12 protein-coding genes are annotated in these 13,124 nt (G+C 71.2%); 6 read left to right on the top strand and 6 right to left on the bottom strand.

The genetic code is table 11. The annotated features are described in order from the left end of the window. The first annotated feature begins 19 nt into the window (after window positions 1-19). Window positions 20-1,735, top strand: a complete 1,716-nt coding sequence (locus tag L1857_RS02805; protein WP_094003408.1) for a hypothetical protein — start codon at window positions 20-22, stop codon at window positions 1,733-1,735. On the opposite strand, the gene L1857_RS02810 is transcribed toward L1857_RS02805, so the two are convergent. The 4 genes from L1857_RS02810 to L1857_RS02825 all read right to left on the bottom strand — a co-directional run bounded on the left by L1857_RS02810 (window position 1,732) and on the right by L1857_RS02825 (window position 5,494). After that, window positions 1,732-2,436 (bottom strand): DUF4276 family protein, encoded by a 705-nt coding sequence (locus L1857_RS02810; protein WP_240323331.1) that lies wholly within the window; start codon window positions 2,434-2,436, stop codon window positions 1,732-1,734. The genes L1857_RS02805 and L1857_RS02810 overlap by 4 nt on opposite strands. Further along, window positions 2,396-3,496 (bottom strand): AAA family ATPase, encoded by a 1,101-nt coding sequence (locus tag L1857_RS02815; protein WP_116112754.1) that lies wholly within the window; start codon window positions 3,494-3,496, stop codon window positions 2,396-2,398. Before L1857_RS02815 ends, L1857_RS02810 begins: the two co-directional genes overlap by 41 nt. Window positions 3,497-3,563: 67 nt before the next feature. Then, window positions 3,564-4,427: an HpcH/HpaI aldolase/citrate lyase family protein gene (locus L1857_RS02820; protein WP_116112757.1), complete on the bottom strand. Its 864-nt coding sequence runs from the start codon at window positions 4,425-4,427 to the stop codon at window positions 3,564-3,566. Then, window positions 4,424-5,494: an HpcH/HpaI aldolase/citrate lyase family protein gene (locus L1857_RS02825; RefSeq protein WP_094003412.1), complete on the bottom strand. Its 1,071-nt coding sequence runs from the start codon at window positions 5,492-5,494 to the stop codon at window positions 4,424-4,426. Before L1857_RS02825 ends, L1857_RS02820 begins: the two co-directional genes overlap by 4 nt. A gap of 93 nt (window positions 5,495-5,587) precedes the next feature. Between L1857_RS02825 and L1857_RS02830 the strand changes: the two genes are divergently transcribed. The 3 genes from L1857_RS02830 to L1857_RS02840 all read left to right on the top strand — a co-directional run bounded on the left by L1857_RS02830 (window position 5,588) and on the right by L1857_RS02840 (window position 8,923). After that, window positions 5,588-7,339: a serine/threonine-protein kinase gene (locus tag L1857_RS02830; RefSeq protein ID WP_249464373.1), complete on the top strand. Its 1,752-nt coding sequence runs from the start codon at window positions 5,588-5,590 to the stop codon at window positions 7,337-7,339. Between the two features lie 276 nt (window positions 7,340-7,615). Then, window positions 7,616-8,251, top strand: a complete 636-nt coding sequence (locus tag L1857_RS02835) for a hypothetical protein (RefSeq protein WP_094003414.1) — start codon at window positions 7,616-7,618, stop codon at window positions 8,249-8,251. A 21-nt stretch (window positions 8,252-8,272) separates the two neighbouring features. Further along, window positions 8,273-8,923: an SDR family oxidoreductase gene (locus L1857_RS02840; RefSeq protein ID WP_094003415.1), complete on the top strand. Its 651-nt coding sequence runs from the start codon at window positions 8,273-8,275 to the stop codon at window positions 8,921-8,923. Window positions 8,924-8,941: 18 nt separating this feature from the next. On the opposite strand, the gene L1857_RS02845 is transcribed toward L1857_RS02840, so the two are convergent. Further along, window positions 8,942-10,249: a D-arabinono-1,4-lactone oxidase gene (locus tag L1857_RS02845; RefSeq protein WP_116112764.1), complete on the bottom strand. Its 1,308-nt coding sequence runs from the start codon at window positions 10,247-10,249 to the stop codon at window positions 8,942-8,944. A gap of 85 nt (window positions 10,250-10,334) precedes the next feature. On the opposite strand from L1857_RS02845, the gene L1857_RS02850 reads away from it, so the two are divergent. Next, window positions 10,335-11,522, top strand: coding sequence for an alanine racemase (locus tag L1857_RS02850; protein WP_249464375.1), 1,188 nt, complete (start codon window positions 10,335-10,337; stop codon window positions 11,520-11,522). A 32-nt stretch (window positions 11,523-11,554) separates the two neighbouring features. Here L1857_RS02850 and L1857_RS02855 read toward each other — a convergent pair whose 3' ends face one another. After that, window positions 11,555-12,127 carry a TetR/AcrR family transcriptional regulator gene (locus L1857_RS02855; protein ID WP_116112770.1) on the bottom strand — a complete coding sequence of 191 codons (573 nt, stop codon included), beginning with the start codon at window positions 12,125-12,127 and terminating at the stop codon, window positions 11,555-11,557. A gap of 87 nt (window positions 12,128-12,214) precedes the next feature. On the opposite strand from L1857_RS02855, the gene L1857_RS02860 reads away from it, so the two are divergent. Next, window positions 12,215-13,123 (top strand): SDR family oxidoreductase, encoded by a 909-nt coding sequence (locus tag L1857_RS02860; protein ID WP_249464378.1) that lies wholly within the window; start codon window positions 12,215-12,217, stop codon window positions 13,121-13,123. The last annotated feature ends 1 nt before the right edge of the window (window position 13,124 follow it).

A 13,124-nucleotide genomic window follows, 5' to 3' on the forward strand; every position in this document is an offset into this window, starting at 1 on the left:
TCTGCGGGACGATCGACCCATGCGGATGGTGTACACCGGAGCGGACGAGGAAGAGTTCATCGACGCCCGGCAGCGGCTGCTCGTCGAGCTGGACGCCTGGTCGCAGATGCGGCAACGGGTGGTGGACCCGGTGGTCGCGGGCGCGATGCTGGACTTCCGCTTCGAACGGGACGGCCTGCTCGGCCGCTGGACGCGCGACATCCTCCGCAACGCGCTGCTGGTGTGGTTCCCGCGCAAGGTCGTGCTGCTCGACCCGCACTCCTCGGCCGTGCTGTCCACGGTCGAGGCGCTGATGGACTTCTTCGACGACGCCGACCTGCTGGACGAGCGCAGCGAGCAGCCGGCGGTGCTGCGGACCTACCTGACCGCGATCGCGGACCGGTTCGACACGGCCATGAACGAGCCGTCGAACTTCGGGCTGGCGAAGTTCTGGGCGGTCGCGATGGCCGAGCACGGCATCGACCCGCTGAACGAGGTGGCGGCGCAGGCGTTCATCGACCGGGTGCGGCGGGGTGAGGTCGAGGTCGACCAGACGTTGCTGCACGACCTGGCCTACCGCCACTACCAGGGCGACCCGGACGCGGAGGCGGCCGCGCCGTCCCCGGTGTTCCCGCTCGCCTCGGCGGAGCGGCTGGCGGCGGAGGCCGAGGTCACGGCGGTGGTGCCGCAGCTGCGCCGGTTCGTCGAGTGGATCGGCGAGGGCCGGGACCTGGCCGAGATCAGCGCACCGGCCGAGTTCGTCACGATGGCCAAGCGCGCTGGGGTGGTGCGGGTCTACCGCGGACGGCTGGTGCCGGTGAAGAAGGCCGCGCGGCGGCTGGCGGACCCGGTGGAGTTGTGGCGGGCGGCGGTCGGATCGATCCTGGCCAACCCGCTAGCCGCGGAGATGATCACCGAGCTGGCCGCGGAACCGGCGACGATCCCGATGCTGGTGGAGATGCTGGGCGGCGACGGGAGCACGATCCTGCGCGTGGTGGCCCGGCTGGCCGAGTACGGCCTGGTGGAGATCTTCCCGGCGGGCGAGGAGCACTACGAGGACCTGCTGGACTTCGCGGGGGTGGACTACCTCGACGAGGTGCCGGAGGAGGAGCGGCAGGTGGTGCGGCTGCTGCCGCTCGGCGTGCAGGCGGCGTACGAGCTGCGGGTCGCGGAGGGCGAGCCGGTGCTGACGGTGGCGGACCTGGCGGGCGAGACCGCGGAGGTCCTGTTCGCGCGCCTGGCGCCGCTGGACGCGCAGGTCCTGGACGAGGGCGCCGCGACGTGGCTGCGCGCCCGGGACCCGGAACGCGCGATCGCCGAGCTGTCCGCGCTCGCCCGGCGGACGGATGATTTCGAGCACCGGATGCTGACGTTCCGCCTGCTGGCGCGCCTGGGCGGAGACGGCGTCGCGGCGATCGCCGGGTTGCGGGACCATTCGGCCGCCGGCCCCGCGGCCTTGACGTGGCTGTTCGACGCGGGCCTGATCGACCGCAGCGAGGTCGCCGGCCGGGACCGCACGTACAGCAAGGTGGACCTGCTGGCGGCGGACATCCGGACGGAAGGACGGGAGAAGGCCCTCGCCGACTTCGCGTCACAACCCCGCCCGGACCAGCTGCTGTTCCTGGCCGGCGCGACGATCTGCGGCCACCCGAGCGCACGCGAGGTACTGGAGTCGGTCGTGGTAGCGCACCCCGACCGAGCCGTGTCCAACGCGGCGCGCAAAGCCTTGGACTGGCTGCACGACGAGCCGTTCTAGGCGAGGTTTTCGAGAGCGGCCAGCCAGCGGGCGAAATGCGGGCATTGCCCACGGAGCGACTCAACGCCGAGGCTTTCGATGACGATCGGTCCGTGCAGGGTCTTGATGTACCCCGGCGAGTATCTCTTCAGGCGCTTCGAGGGTGCGGTGTCGACGCCGTCGTTGACCAGTTCAGGACCACCGGCCCGGATCACGTCATCTCGGAGCTTCGACGCCAGGCCGGGGTCGTCCTCCAGGTCGCCGAGCTCGTCGGCGGCGGCGAAAACCCAGGCTTCGAGCTCGTGCAGGACGAGGTGCGGGAGAAACCTTTCGTCACCGATGTCGGCGCACAACGCTTTCTCCACATGCGCCACCCGGGTGTAAGCATCTCCGTGGGGGCGATCCGCCATACCTGGGCTCGAATCCGGAAACGCGTAGTAGTCGATCAACGTGGTCAGCACGTCGAGGCTGGAGTCGCGCAGGAGAAGCTGGATCTCCCGCTTCAACCTGCTCCAGCCGGTGATCCCGCCCTTGTGGTTCGGGCCGCCCCCGGGCCGTTTGGTGGTGAACAGCGACTTGCTCACCGACCAGCCTCGTTCGGCGAGATACGGCTCCAGGACCTGGTTGACGACGATCTCTTCGGTCTGCCCTTCCACGAGCAGATGCAGACGACGGAACCGGTTAACCATGCGCGGAGGCGCCTCGATCTCCCGGCCTGCCACCGATCAGGTTCTTCTCCCAAAGCTCCCCGAGGGAGTACTCGGCGAGCCACGCTTCCAGTTTGTCCCGGTCCGGCCGGTTGAACGTCGATCCGCCGTTCTCCCGCTCGACCACGATCAGGTCGTCGACCTCGAACTGGTTCATCAGCGTGACCGACTGCGTGGCGATCAGGACCTGACTGCGGGTCGACGCTGCGCGGAGGAGTCCCGCCAGCTGGACTATCGCAAACGGGTGCAGGCCGAGTTCCGGCTCGTCCAGAACCACGAGCGCGGGTAACTCGGGTTGCAGGAGGAGAGTGGCCAAGCAGACGAAACGCAGGGTTCCGTCGGACATCTGGTTGGCGGAGAACACCGCGTCGGTGTCCTTCTGCCGCCAGCGGAGCCGGATGCGGTCCGTTCCTTCCGGCTCGAGCACGAAGTCCCGGAAGAATGGCGCCACCTGGCGAATCGCCCCGATGATGCGGTTGTAGGCAGGCCGCTCGTGCTCGCGCAGGTGCAGGAGGACGGCGGCGAGGTTTCCGGCGTCGTTGCGGAGGTTGAGGTTGTCCGCTGTCGAGCTGAACTGCTTCACGGGAGCATCCGCGCTCGTGTCGTGGAAGTGGTAGACGCGGCAGCCTTCGAGCAGTTGCAGGACGTACGCGGGTATCCCGCCGGTGTGCCCGGTCAGCCGGGTCTCCCGTTGTCCGCGACCGATGATGTCGTTGTAAGGCCGCTCGTATCCATCGCCCTGGAAGTAGACGACTTCGCGGTCGAAGATGAGCTCGTCGTTCGCGGCAGGCACGAGTACGGCCTCATAGGCGTTCGGCGAGGCATCCAACCGGATGCGGATGTGGTCGGAGGTGCCCGCCACGTCAAGCAGTGCGGAGGCGCCGCCGTTCAGGTTGACGAAGTAGTTCAGCTCCTCGGCGACAATCCGTCCGAGCATGCCCAGTGCTTGGACGAAATTGCTCTTACCCGCGCCATTGGCGCCCACGAGCACGTTCAGCGGACCGAGTTCGACCGCGGCAGAGCGGATCGAGGTGAAGCCCTCGATCTCGATCCGTTCCAGTCGCCGCCCCGGCATGTCCTCAGCCTACTGTCCGTGGTGAGACGCTTATGGCATTGCCGTCTCACGAGCGGGTCGAAACAAATCAGCCCTTCGCCGCGATCGCCTCTGCCAGTGCCAGTACTCGCTGTGCGTTGTCCACGTGCAGGTTCTCGATCATCCGCCCGTCCACCGTCACCACGCCGCGTCCCTCGGCCTTCGCCTCCTCGAACGCGGTGATGATCTTCCGCGCGTGGGCGATCTCGTCCTCCGACGGCGCGAACACCCGGTTGCACGGCTCGATCTGGCCGGGATGGATCAGGGTCTTGCCGTCGAACCCGAACTGCCGTCCCTGCAGGCACTCCGCCTCGAAACCCGCCAGGTCCCGCACGTCGTTGTAGACGCCGTCCAGGATCACCTTGCCCGTCGCCCGCGCGGCGAGCAGGCACAGCGACAGTCCACCCAGCAGCGGGGCCCGGCCGGGCACGAACTCGGCGTGCAGCTCCTTCGCCAGATCATTCGTGCCCATCACGAGCACCGTCAGCCGCTCGCTGGCCGACGCGATCTCCTCCGCGTGCAGCATCGCCACCGGGGTCTCGACCATCGCCCAGATCTTCGTCTTCTCCGGCGCCCCGCCCAGCTCCAGCGCGCGCTCGATGTTGTGCACCTCGGCCGCCGAGTTCACCTTCGGCACGACCACCGCGTCCGGGCCGGCCTGGGCCGCCGCCCGCAGGTCGGCGTCGTGCCATTCGGTGTCCAGGCCGTTGACCCGGATCGTCACCTCGCGGGCCCCGTAGGAGCCCACGGCGGCGCACACGCGTTCCCGCGCCGCCTCCTTCGCGTCCGGGGCGACCGCGTCCTCCAGGTCCAGGATCAACGCGTCCGCCGGCAGCGTCTTCGCCTTCTCCAGCGCCCGCTCGTTCGCGCCGGGCATGTACAGCACCGACCGCCGCGGCTTCACTTCACTCATGCCAGTGCTTCCTTCGTCGCCTCGTCGTACGCCTGCTTCAGCTCGGGGTCGCGCTCGGCCAGCTTGTCCGCCAGCTCCGCGACCACCCGGCACTGCTTGACCGAGGCGTCGTCCTGCATCTTCCCGTCGATCATCACCGCGCCGGTGCCGTCGCCCATCGCGGCGATCACCTTCCGCGCCCACGCCACGTCCGACGGCTCCGGCGAGAACACCCGCCGCGCGATGTCCACCTGCACCGGGTGCAGCGTCCACGTGCCGACGCAGCCGAGCAGGAACGCGTTGCGGAACTGGTCCTCGCAGGCCACGACGTCGCGGATGTCCCCGAACGGCCCGTAGTAGGGCAGGATCCCGTGCATCGCGCACGCGTCGACCATCCGGGCGACCGTGTAGTGCCACAGGTCCTGCTGGTAGGTCGTGCGGCCGGTGTGCAGGTCCTCGCCGACCGGGTCGGTCCGCACCAGGTACCCCGGGTGCCCGCCGCCGACCCGGGTGGTCTTCATCCGGCGGCTCGCGGCGAGGTCCGCCGGGCCGAGCGAAATGCCCTGCATGCGCGGGCTCGCGCCGGCGATCTCCTCGACGTTCGCGACCCCGCTGGCCGTCTCCAGGATCGCGTGCACCAGCAGCGGCTTCCGCAGCCCGGCCCGCGCCTCCAGCTGGGCCAGCAGCCGGTCGACGTAGTGGATGTCCTGCGCGCCCTCGACCTTCGGCACCATGATCACGTCCAGCTTGTCGCCGATCTCGGTGACCAGCGTGATCAGGTCGTCCAGCACCCACGGCGAGTCGAGGCTGTTGATCCGCGTCCACAGCTGGGTGGCGCCGAAGTCGTTGGCCCGCGCGATCTCCACCAGCCCCCGGCGCGCGGCCTCCTTGCGGTCGGCGCGCACCGCGTCCTCCAGGTTGCCGAGCAGGACGTCGACCTTCTTCGCCAGGTCGGGGACCTTCGCCGCCATCTTCTCGTTGCTCGGGTCGAAGAAGTGGATCATCCGCGACGGCAGCGCGGGGATCTCACGAACGGGATCCGGCGCCCCCACGGCGAGGGGCGCGAAGAAGTCCTTCGGCGAGCGCATCGGTCCTCCCTTGGCACGGCCGGTGTAACCAGCGAGTAACCCTAACCGCGAATCCAGGGGAACCGCTGCGGCGAAGCTCACCTCGGAGTGAACGTGCGAACGCGGAACTGGGCGGTGCCGGGCTACACCGAATTCCACCGACTGGGCGACGGCGGATTCGGCGAGGTCGTGCTCGCCAGACACGATCCGTCCGGCACGCTCGTCGCGATCAAGTACCTGTTCAGCGAGCACCTCGGCGACCCGTCGCGGCTCGCCGCGTTCCGGCACGAGGCCGCGCTGCTGAGCCGCGTGGTGTCGCCGCACGCCACCCGGCTGTACGAATTCCACGAGGGCCCGCACGGTGCGGCGATCGTGATGGAGGCCATCCACGGCGTCTCGCTGCGCGAGGTCCTCGGCCACGACGGCGTGCTGCCGCCCGAATCGGCGCTGGCGGTGCTGAAGGGCTCGCTGCTCGGACTGGCCGACGCGCACCGCGCCGGTGTCGTGCACCGCGACTACAAACCGGCGAACGTGCTGGTCGGGCCCGGCCGGGAGAGCAAGCTCGTGGACTTCGGCATCGCCGTGCTCGCCGGTCAGCCCGGCGTGCCGGCGGGCACCCCGGCGTACATGGCCCCCGAGCAGTGGCGTGGCGCGCCCGCGACCCCGGCGACGGACGTGTACGCGGCGACCTGCGTGTTCTTCCAGAGCATCACCGGGCGGCAGCCGTACGACGGCGCGACCACCGGTGAGCTGCAGGCCCTGCACGAGAACGCGCCGGTGCCGGTCGACGCGGTGCCGGAACCGGTGCGCGGGCTGATCGCGCGCGGCATGGCGAAGGACGGGGACCGGCGGCCGTCGGCGGCGGCGGAGTTCGTCGCCGAGCTGGAGGTCGCCGCGGTCGCCGGGTACGGCCCGGGCTGGGAGCAGCGCGGTCTGGGCAGGCTGGCGCAGCGGGCGGGGGCGCTGCTGGCCCTGTCGCCGCTGGCGCTGCTCGGCGCCGGGACCGCGGCCGCGCCGGGGGCGGCCGCGGGCGGGCTGGCGGCGGTCGGCACCGGCATGGGCCTGGGCGCGAAGATCGGCGCCACGCTGGTCGCCGTCGCGGTCGGGGTCGGCGCGGTCGTCGGCACGATCGCGGTGATCGGCAACGGCGAACCCGCGCCGCCGGTCGCCGCGGCGCCACCGGCCGAGCAGCAGACGGCGGTGCAGGTGAGCCTGCTGACGCGCACCGAGCCCGGCGCCGGGTTCCACGTCGACGCGCAGTACGCGGCGGTGAGCGGCGTGCCGGACCGCGCGCTGCAGGACCGGATCAACGCCGCGCTGGTGCGCCCGCTGGACGACTTCATCCACTATGTGCAGTCCGGGCTGCTCGACCCGACCGAGGACCCGGTCGTCCAGAACACGGCCACCATCGGTCGGCAGGACCAGAAGATGGTCTCGGTGCGCTACGACCTCATGGTCCAGTCGAGCCAGTTCGGCAACCACGGCGGCTACGCCACGACGTGGCTCAACATCGACTTGTCGACCGGGCAGGTGGTCACGGCCGGGGACGTCTTCGACGGCATCGCCACCGACCAGAACGCGATGAGCGCGCTGGAGTCCCGGATCCTCGCCCGGTCGCCCGGCGGCTACTGCGACGGTAGCGAACCGTTCGGCGAGCGCACCCCGCTCGGGCCGCAGGACCTGCGGCCGTGGGGCGTGCTGGACGTGCCCGCGCTCCAGGCCGGCCTCCGGGCCGACGGCGTCGTGTTCGGGCTGGCGACGGACGCGCGGAATTATCCGATGGCGTGCGGGTACTACGAGGTAGTGGTGCCCTACGCCGAGGTCGCCGACCTGATGACCCCGCTGGGACGGGAACTCCTTCCTTGACACGTGCGTTGTCCATAGTGGAACGTGAAGGATATTGCTCCGTTCGGCGGTACGGGAACCCTGGGCGTCACGTCGTTCAGCGGTCCGTCACCCATTCGGAAGCAGTGTCGGGCTGAAGTCCGGATACCGCTCATCGACCGGTCACCGACCGTTGAGCGCCGCCGATCGCAGGCGCTCCCGTTGTCCACCGATCAACCGGCCCACCCCTGGTACCTCTTTCATGTGCCTCTTTTCACGAGGTGCGGGTAGGGAATCAGCGGTAAGAGGAGGCGGATCGTGGCGGTTACACCAGGGCACACCGGAAACTCGGTGGTGGCCGGCGGACGATCGTTCCCCACCCGCGTGGTGCCGCCCATCGAGCTGCCGGCCAGCGTCAGCCAGCTGGCCCGCGACGCCGCCGCCCAGCTGGGCTGGCACGGCGTGGTCCTGCCCGAGGTGACGATGCTCGGCCGCCGCGTGTGCGTCGTGGCGAAGCTGCGCACCGACACCCACGCCGAGCGGATCGCGATGGGCGTCGCCCCGGTGACCGACCGCGCGACCGTCGCCACCTGGACGTGGCCGGAGTTCGCGCCGACCGCCCCGGCCCCCGCCGCCGAGATCGTCGGCGTCCTGGCCGTCGCCCGGCACTGGCGCACCGCGATGGCCTCCGCCGTGCCGTTCAGCCGCTACGGCGACGCGGCGATGGTGCTGCCGACCTCGGCCGTGCTGAGCCGCGACTACCTGGACAACTGCCTGCCGCGCGCCCGCTCCTACGGCGTGGCCGTGGTCACCGCCGACGAGGACGCCCGGGTCGACCTGGACATCGACGTGCGCCGCGAGCGCATCCTCCTCCCCGAGGACGCGGTGTCCCGCTGGGTGAACGAGATGGTCTACGAACAGCTCCTCGCCTCCTACGACCTGCCGGTGGCCTGACCCCGGCCTAGAGTCGGAACCATGCGAGTCGTCATCGCCGGAGGGCACGGGAAGATCGCGCGTCACCTGGAGCGGCTGCTGGCCGGCACCGGGGACGAGGCGGTCGGCATCATCCGCAACGTGGAGCAGGCGCCCGCGCTGCGCGACCTCAGCGCCGAGCCGGTCGTGCTCGACCTGGAGTCCGCCGCGGGGGACGAGGTCGCCGACGTGCTGAAGGGCGCGGACGTCGCGGTGTTCGCCGCGGGCGCCGGCCCCGGCAGCGGCGCGGCCCGCAAGGAGACCGTGGACTTCGGCGCCGCGCGGCTGTTCGCCGACGGGGCCGAACGCGCGGGCGTCCGGCGGTTCATCCAGATCGGCTCGATCGGCGTCGACCGCCCGCCCCGCCCCGGCGCCGACGAGGTGTTCGCGACGTACCTGCGCGCGAAGAAGGCCGCCGAGGACGACTTGCGCGCCCGTGACCTGGACTGGACCATTCTGCGCCCCGGTAGCCTCACCGACGAGCCCGCCATCGGCGAGGTCCACCTGGCCGACACCGTCGACTACGGCCAGGTTCCGCGCGAGGACGTGGCCGCGGTGCTGATCGCGCTCTTCGAGGAGCCGCGCTCGTTCCGCCGCACCCTGGAACTGGTGACCGGCAACACCCCGATCGACGAGGCGATCACCCGCCTGTAGAGCGTCCACAAGGGACGGCTAGGGGAGCGGGCCCAGCACGCGGTCCACATAGGAGTTCCGGAACACCCCGGCCGGATCGCAGCGTCGCGCCACCTCCACGAAGTCGTCGAAGTGCGGGTAGCGCTCGCGCAGGGCGGTGGCGTCCAGGCTGTGCATCTTGCCCCAGTGCGGGCGCCCGCCGACCGCCGCGACGATCGACTCGAAGCCGGCGAAGTACTCGCGGTAGGGCATGCCCACGAACTGGTGGATCGCGATGTAGGCGGAGTCGCGGCCCTGCGCCGTGGACAGCCAGATGTCGTCCGCCGCGGCGACCCGCACCTCCACCGGGAACGCCACCGGGTTCTCCAGCCGCGGCACCAGCGCCCGCAGCTCGCGCAGCACCTCGTGCACTGATTCACGTGGAACCGCGTACTCCGACTCCACGAACCGCACCCCGCGGTGCGTCACGAACACCCGGTGCGAGGTGTCCGAGTACTCGCGCGCGGACAGCACCGCCGACGCGAACCGGCCGAGCGGCTGGACCAGCCGCGGCACCGCGCGGCCGATGCGGCACAGCGTGCCGAACGCGACGTTCTCCACGATGTCGTAGTCGAAGAACTCCCTGGCCCGGCCCAGCGGCTGCGTCGCCGACCCGGCCGGCAGCCGGTTGTTGCGCTTGACCAGCGCGTTCTTCCCGTACGGGAACCAGTAGAACTCGAAGTGGTCGTTCTCCGCGGCGAAGGTGTCGAACCCCTCCAGCACCTGTTCCAGCGGCTCCGGCCGCTCCTGCGCGGCGAGCGCGAACGCCGGCTCGCACTGCAGGGTCACGTTCGTGATCACGCCGAGCGCGCCGAGCCCCACTCGCGCGGCGGTGAACAGGTCCGGCTGCCGGTCGGCCGAGCAGGTCACCACCGAACCGTCGGCGAGCACCAGCTCCAGCTGGACGATCTGGGTCGCCAGCCCGCCGAGCCGCGCGCCGGTGCCGTGGGTCCCGGTCGACACCGCGCCCGCGATGGTCTGCGCGTCGATGTCGCCGAGGTTGGTCATCGCCAGGCCCAGCCGGTCCAGCTCGGCGTTGAGCTGCCGGAGCGTGGTGCCCGACCGCACCGTCACGCGGCGGGTTTCCGCGTCGACCGAGGCGATCCCGGTCCACCCGCGGAGGTCGATCGCGTCCGAGTCGGCCACCGCGATCGGCGTGAACGAGTGCCCGCTGCCCCACGCGCGGACGCGACGGCCGTTCACCGCCACGTCCGTGACGACCTCGGCGATCTCGGCCGCGCTGCGCGGGGTGTGGATGCGCTGCGGGTCCGCGCTCGCGGTCCCCGCCCAGTTGTGCCACCGGCTCATCAAGTACTCACCCGTCCGTGTCGAGTGACGAAACCGTAGGTGAAAGGTATTCGCGTTTCAAGTCGTTCTGACGTACGGTCCTAGCATGGCGACCACCGCGACCACCTACGACACGGCGACGAAGGATCTCGATCCGCCGCTCGCCGTCGTCGATCTGGCCGCGTTCGACGCCAACGCCGCCGATCTGGTCCAGCGCGCCGCGGGCACGCCGATCCGCCTGGTCAGCAAGTCCGTGCGCTGCCGCTACCTGATCGAGCGCGCGCTCGCCACGCGCGGGTTCGCCGGGCTGATGTGCTACTCGCTGGCCGAGGCGCTCTGGCACGCCGGCCTCGGCACGAGCGACGACATCCTGGTCGCCTACCCGACCGCCGATTTCGGCGCCCTGCGCGCGCTCGCGGCCGACGAGCGGGCGCGAGCCGCGATCACGATCATGGTCGACTCCATCGAGCACCTGGACCTGGTGGACGCCGCGCTCGGCCACGACCACCCGGAGATCCGGGTGTGCCTGGAACTCGACGCGTCCTGGCGTCCGCTGCCGTTCGTGCACGTCGGAACCCGCCGCTCGCCGGTCTTCACCGCGAAGCAGGCCGGAGCGCTCGCGCGCCGGATCGCGGCGCGGCCGGGCTTCCGCCTGGTCGGCGTCATGGCCTACGAGGGCCAGATCGCCGGGCTGGGCGATGCCACCGGGAGCCGTCTCAACGACCTCGCCGTGCGCTGGATGCAGCGCCGGTCAGCGGCCGAGCTGGCGCGCCGCCGGGCGGCCGCCGTGACCGCGGTGCGGGAGGTCGCCGACCTGGAGTTCGTCAACGGCGGTGGCAGCGGCAGCATCGAGCTGACCCGCGCGAACCAGGTGGTCACGGAGGTGGCGGCCGGATCCGGGCTGATCGGCTCGACCCTGTTCGACGGGTACTCCCGTTTCCGTCCGCGGCCCGCGGTGCTGTTCGCGCTCCCGGTTGTCCACAAGCCCACCCGCTCGATCGCGACGCTCTACTCCGGCGGCTTCGTCGCCTCCGGCGCCGCCTCGGCGACCCGCCTGCCGTCCCCGTACCTGCCGGCGGGGCTGCGCCTGCTGCCGTTCGAGGGCGCCGGCGAGGTGCAGACGCCCGTGACCGGCAAGGCGGCGCGTGACCTGCGGGTCGGCGACCGGGTGTGGATGCGGCACGCGAAGGCGGGCGAACTCGCCGAACGGTTCACCGCCTACCACATCGTGGTGGACGGCCGGGTGGAGCGCACCGTGCCCACCTACCGGGGCGAACACCAGAACTTCGGCTGAGTTGTCCACATGTCCACACATCTGTGGACAACTCAGCCGACTGCCCCCAAGGCCTCCCGCAGCTCCTTGAGCGTCCGCCGTGTCAGCTCGGCGAAGTCCTGCTCGTCGGCGGGCTCGATCCAGCGCGCGTAGCTGGTCCGGAACGCGAGGTACCCGATCTCGGCGGCGAGGTCCGCGGTGAGGTCCGGGACACCGCGTTCGCGGAGGGCGTCCGCCATCGCGGCGGTGAGCGCGGTGCTCTTCAGCAGCTCCCGCTCGCGTAGCTCACGGTTGTCGGCGATCACGGCCTGACGCTGTCGCGACCACTCCCGCCGCTCCGGCCCGAACGCCGTGGCAGCGGCTTCGAGCCCCGCGCCGACCGCGTGGAGCGGCGTCGCGGAAGCGGGAGCGCCGGCGATGCCGTCGGAGATGAGCCGGCTCAGCACTTCCTCGCCGCGGAACAGCACTTCGCGCTTGTCGGCGAAGTGCCGGAAGAAGGTCCGCTTGGTCAGCCCCGCGCGGTCGGCGATCTCCGCGACCGTCGTGCTGTCGTACCCGCGCTCGGCGAACAGCTCGAGCGCGGCCCGCGTCAGGCGCTCTTGCGCGTTCGGCTCCCACCGGCCCATACCGGACAGTCTAGGTGATGACACTTGGTGTCATGCGGTGCTACAGTGATGGCACCAGGTGACATCACTGGAATCCAGGAGGATCTCATGCGAGTTTTCGTCACGGGCGCGTCCGGGCACATCGGTTCGGCACTCGTCCCGGAGCTGCTTTCGGCTGGTCACGAGGTCGTCGGACTGGCGCGGTCGGACGCGTCGGCGGCGAAGCTGACCGCGGCCGGAGCCCGGGTGCGGCGCGGCGACCTGCGCGACTTGGACGGCCTGCGGGAGGCGGCGGCCGGAGCGGACGGTGTCATCCACCTCGCCTTCGACCACGAAGCCATGACCGCTGGGGACTTCGCGTCCGCGGGCGACACCGACCTCGCCGTGGTGCGGGCGTTCGGCGAGGCACTGGCCGGCACGGGCAAGCCGCTGGTCGGGACCTCGGGCACCGCGATCATCGCCGGGCTCGGGCTGGACCGCGCCGGCACCGAGGACGACGTGCTCCCCGGCGGCTACCGGGTCGACTCGGAGAACGAGCTGATCGCCTACGCCGACCGCGGCATCCGCACCTCGGTCGTGCGGCTCCCGCCGACCGTGCACAGCTCACTGGACAAGCACGGCTTCCTCACGGTGCTGATCGCCGCCGCGCGGAAGGCGGGCCGGTCCGGCTACCTCGGCGACGGCGCCAACCGCTGGCCCGCCGTGCACACCCTGGACGCCGCGCGGGCCTACCGGCTGGCGCTGGAGAAGGCCCCGGCCGGCAGCCGGCTGCACGTGGTCGACGACGAGGGCGTCCCGGTCCGGGTGATCGCCGAGACCATCGGCCGCCACCTGGGCCTGCCCACCGAGTCGATCCCGGCCGACCGGGCCGAGGCGCACTTCGGCTTCCTGGCCCGGTTCGCCGGCCTGGACATCCCGACGTCGTCCGCCCGCACCCGCCAGGTGCTGGACTGGAAGCCGGAGCACCCCGGCCTCCTCGCCGACCTCGGCCAGGGCCACTACTTCGAGGCGGAGTGAG

The organism is Amycolatopsis thermalba, from assembly GCF_023376025.1.
GTDB lineage: Bacteria > Actinomycetota > Actinomycetes > Mycobacteriales > Pseudonocardiaceae > Amycolatopsis_E > Amycolatopsis_E thermalba.

Excerpts from the sequence above, each read along its gene's own strand:
- L1857_RS02845 (WP_116112764.1), bottom strand. The coding sequence starts at position 10,249 with ATGAGCCGGTGGCACAACTGGGCGGGGACCGCGAGCGCGGACCCGCAG.
- L1857_RS02850 (WP_249464375.1), top strand. The coding sequence starts at position 10,335 with ATGGCGACCACCGCGACCACCTACGACACGGCGACGAAGGATCTCGAT.
- L1857_RS02860 (WP_249464378.1), top strand. The coding sequence starts at position 12,215 with ATGCGAGTTTTCGTCACGGGCGCGTCCGGGCACATCGGTTCGGCACTC.
- L1857_RS02855 (WP_116112770.1), bottom strand. The coding sequence starts at position 12,127 with ATGGGCCGGTGGGAGCCGAACGCGCAAGAGCGCCTGACGCGGGCCGCG.
- L1857_RS02815 (WP_116112754.1), bottom strand. The coding sequence starts at position 3,496 with ATGCCGGGGCGGCGACTGGAACGGATCGAGATCGAGGGCTTCACCTCG.
- L1857_RS02820 (WP_116112757.1), bottom strand. The coding sequence starts at position 4,427 with ATGAGTGAAGTGAAGCCGCGGCGGTCGGTGCTGTACATGCCCGGCGCG.
- L1857_RS02825 (WP_094003412.1), bottom strand. The coding sequence starts at position 5,494 with ATGCGCTCGCCGAAGGACTTCTTCGCGCCCCTCGCCGTGGGGGCGCCG.
- L1857_RS02805 (WP_094003408.1), top strand. The coding sequence starts at position 20 with ATGCGGATGGTGTACACCGGAGCGGACGAGGAAGAGTTCATCGACGCC.
- L1857_RS02840 (WP_094003415.1), top strand. The coding sequence starts at position 8,273 with ATGCGAGTCGTCATCGCCGGAGGGCACGGGAAGATCGCGCGTCACCTG.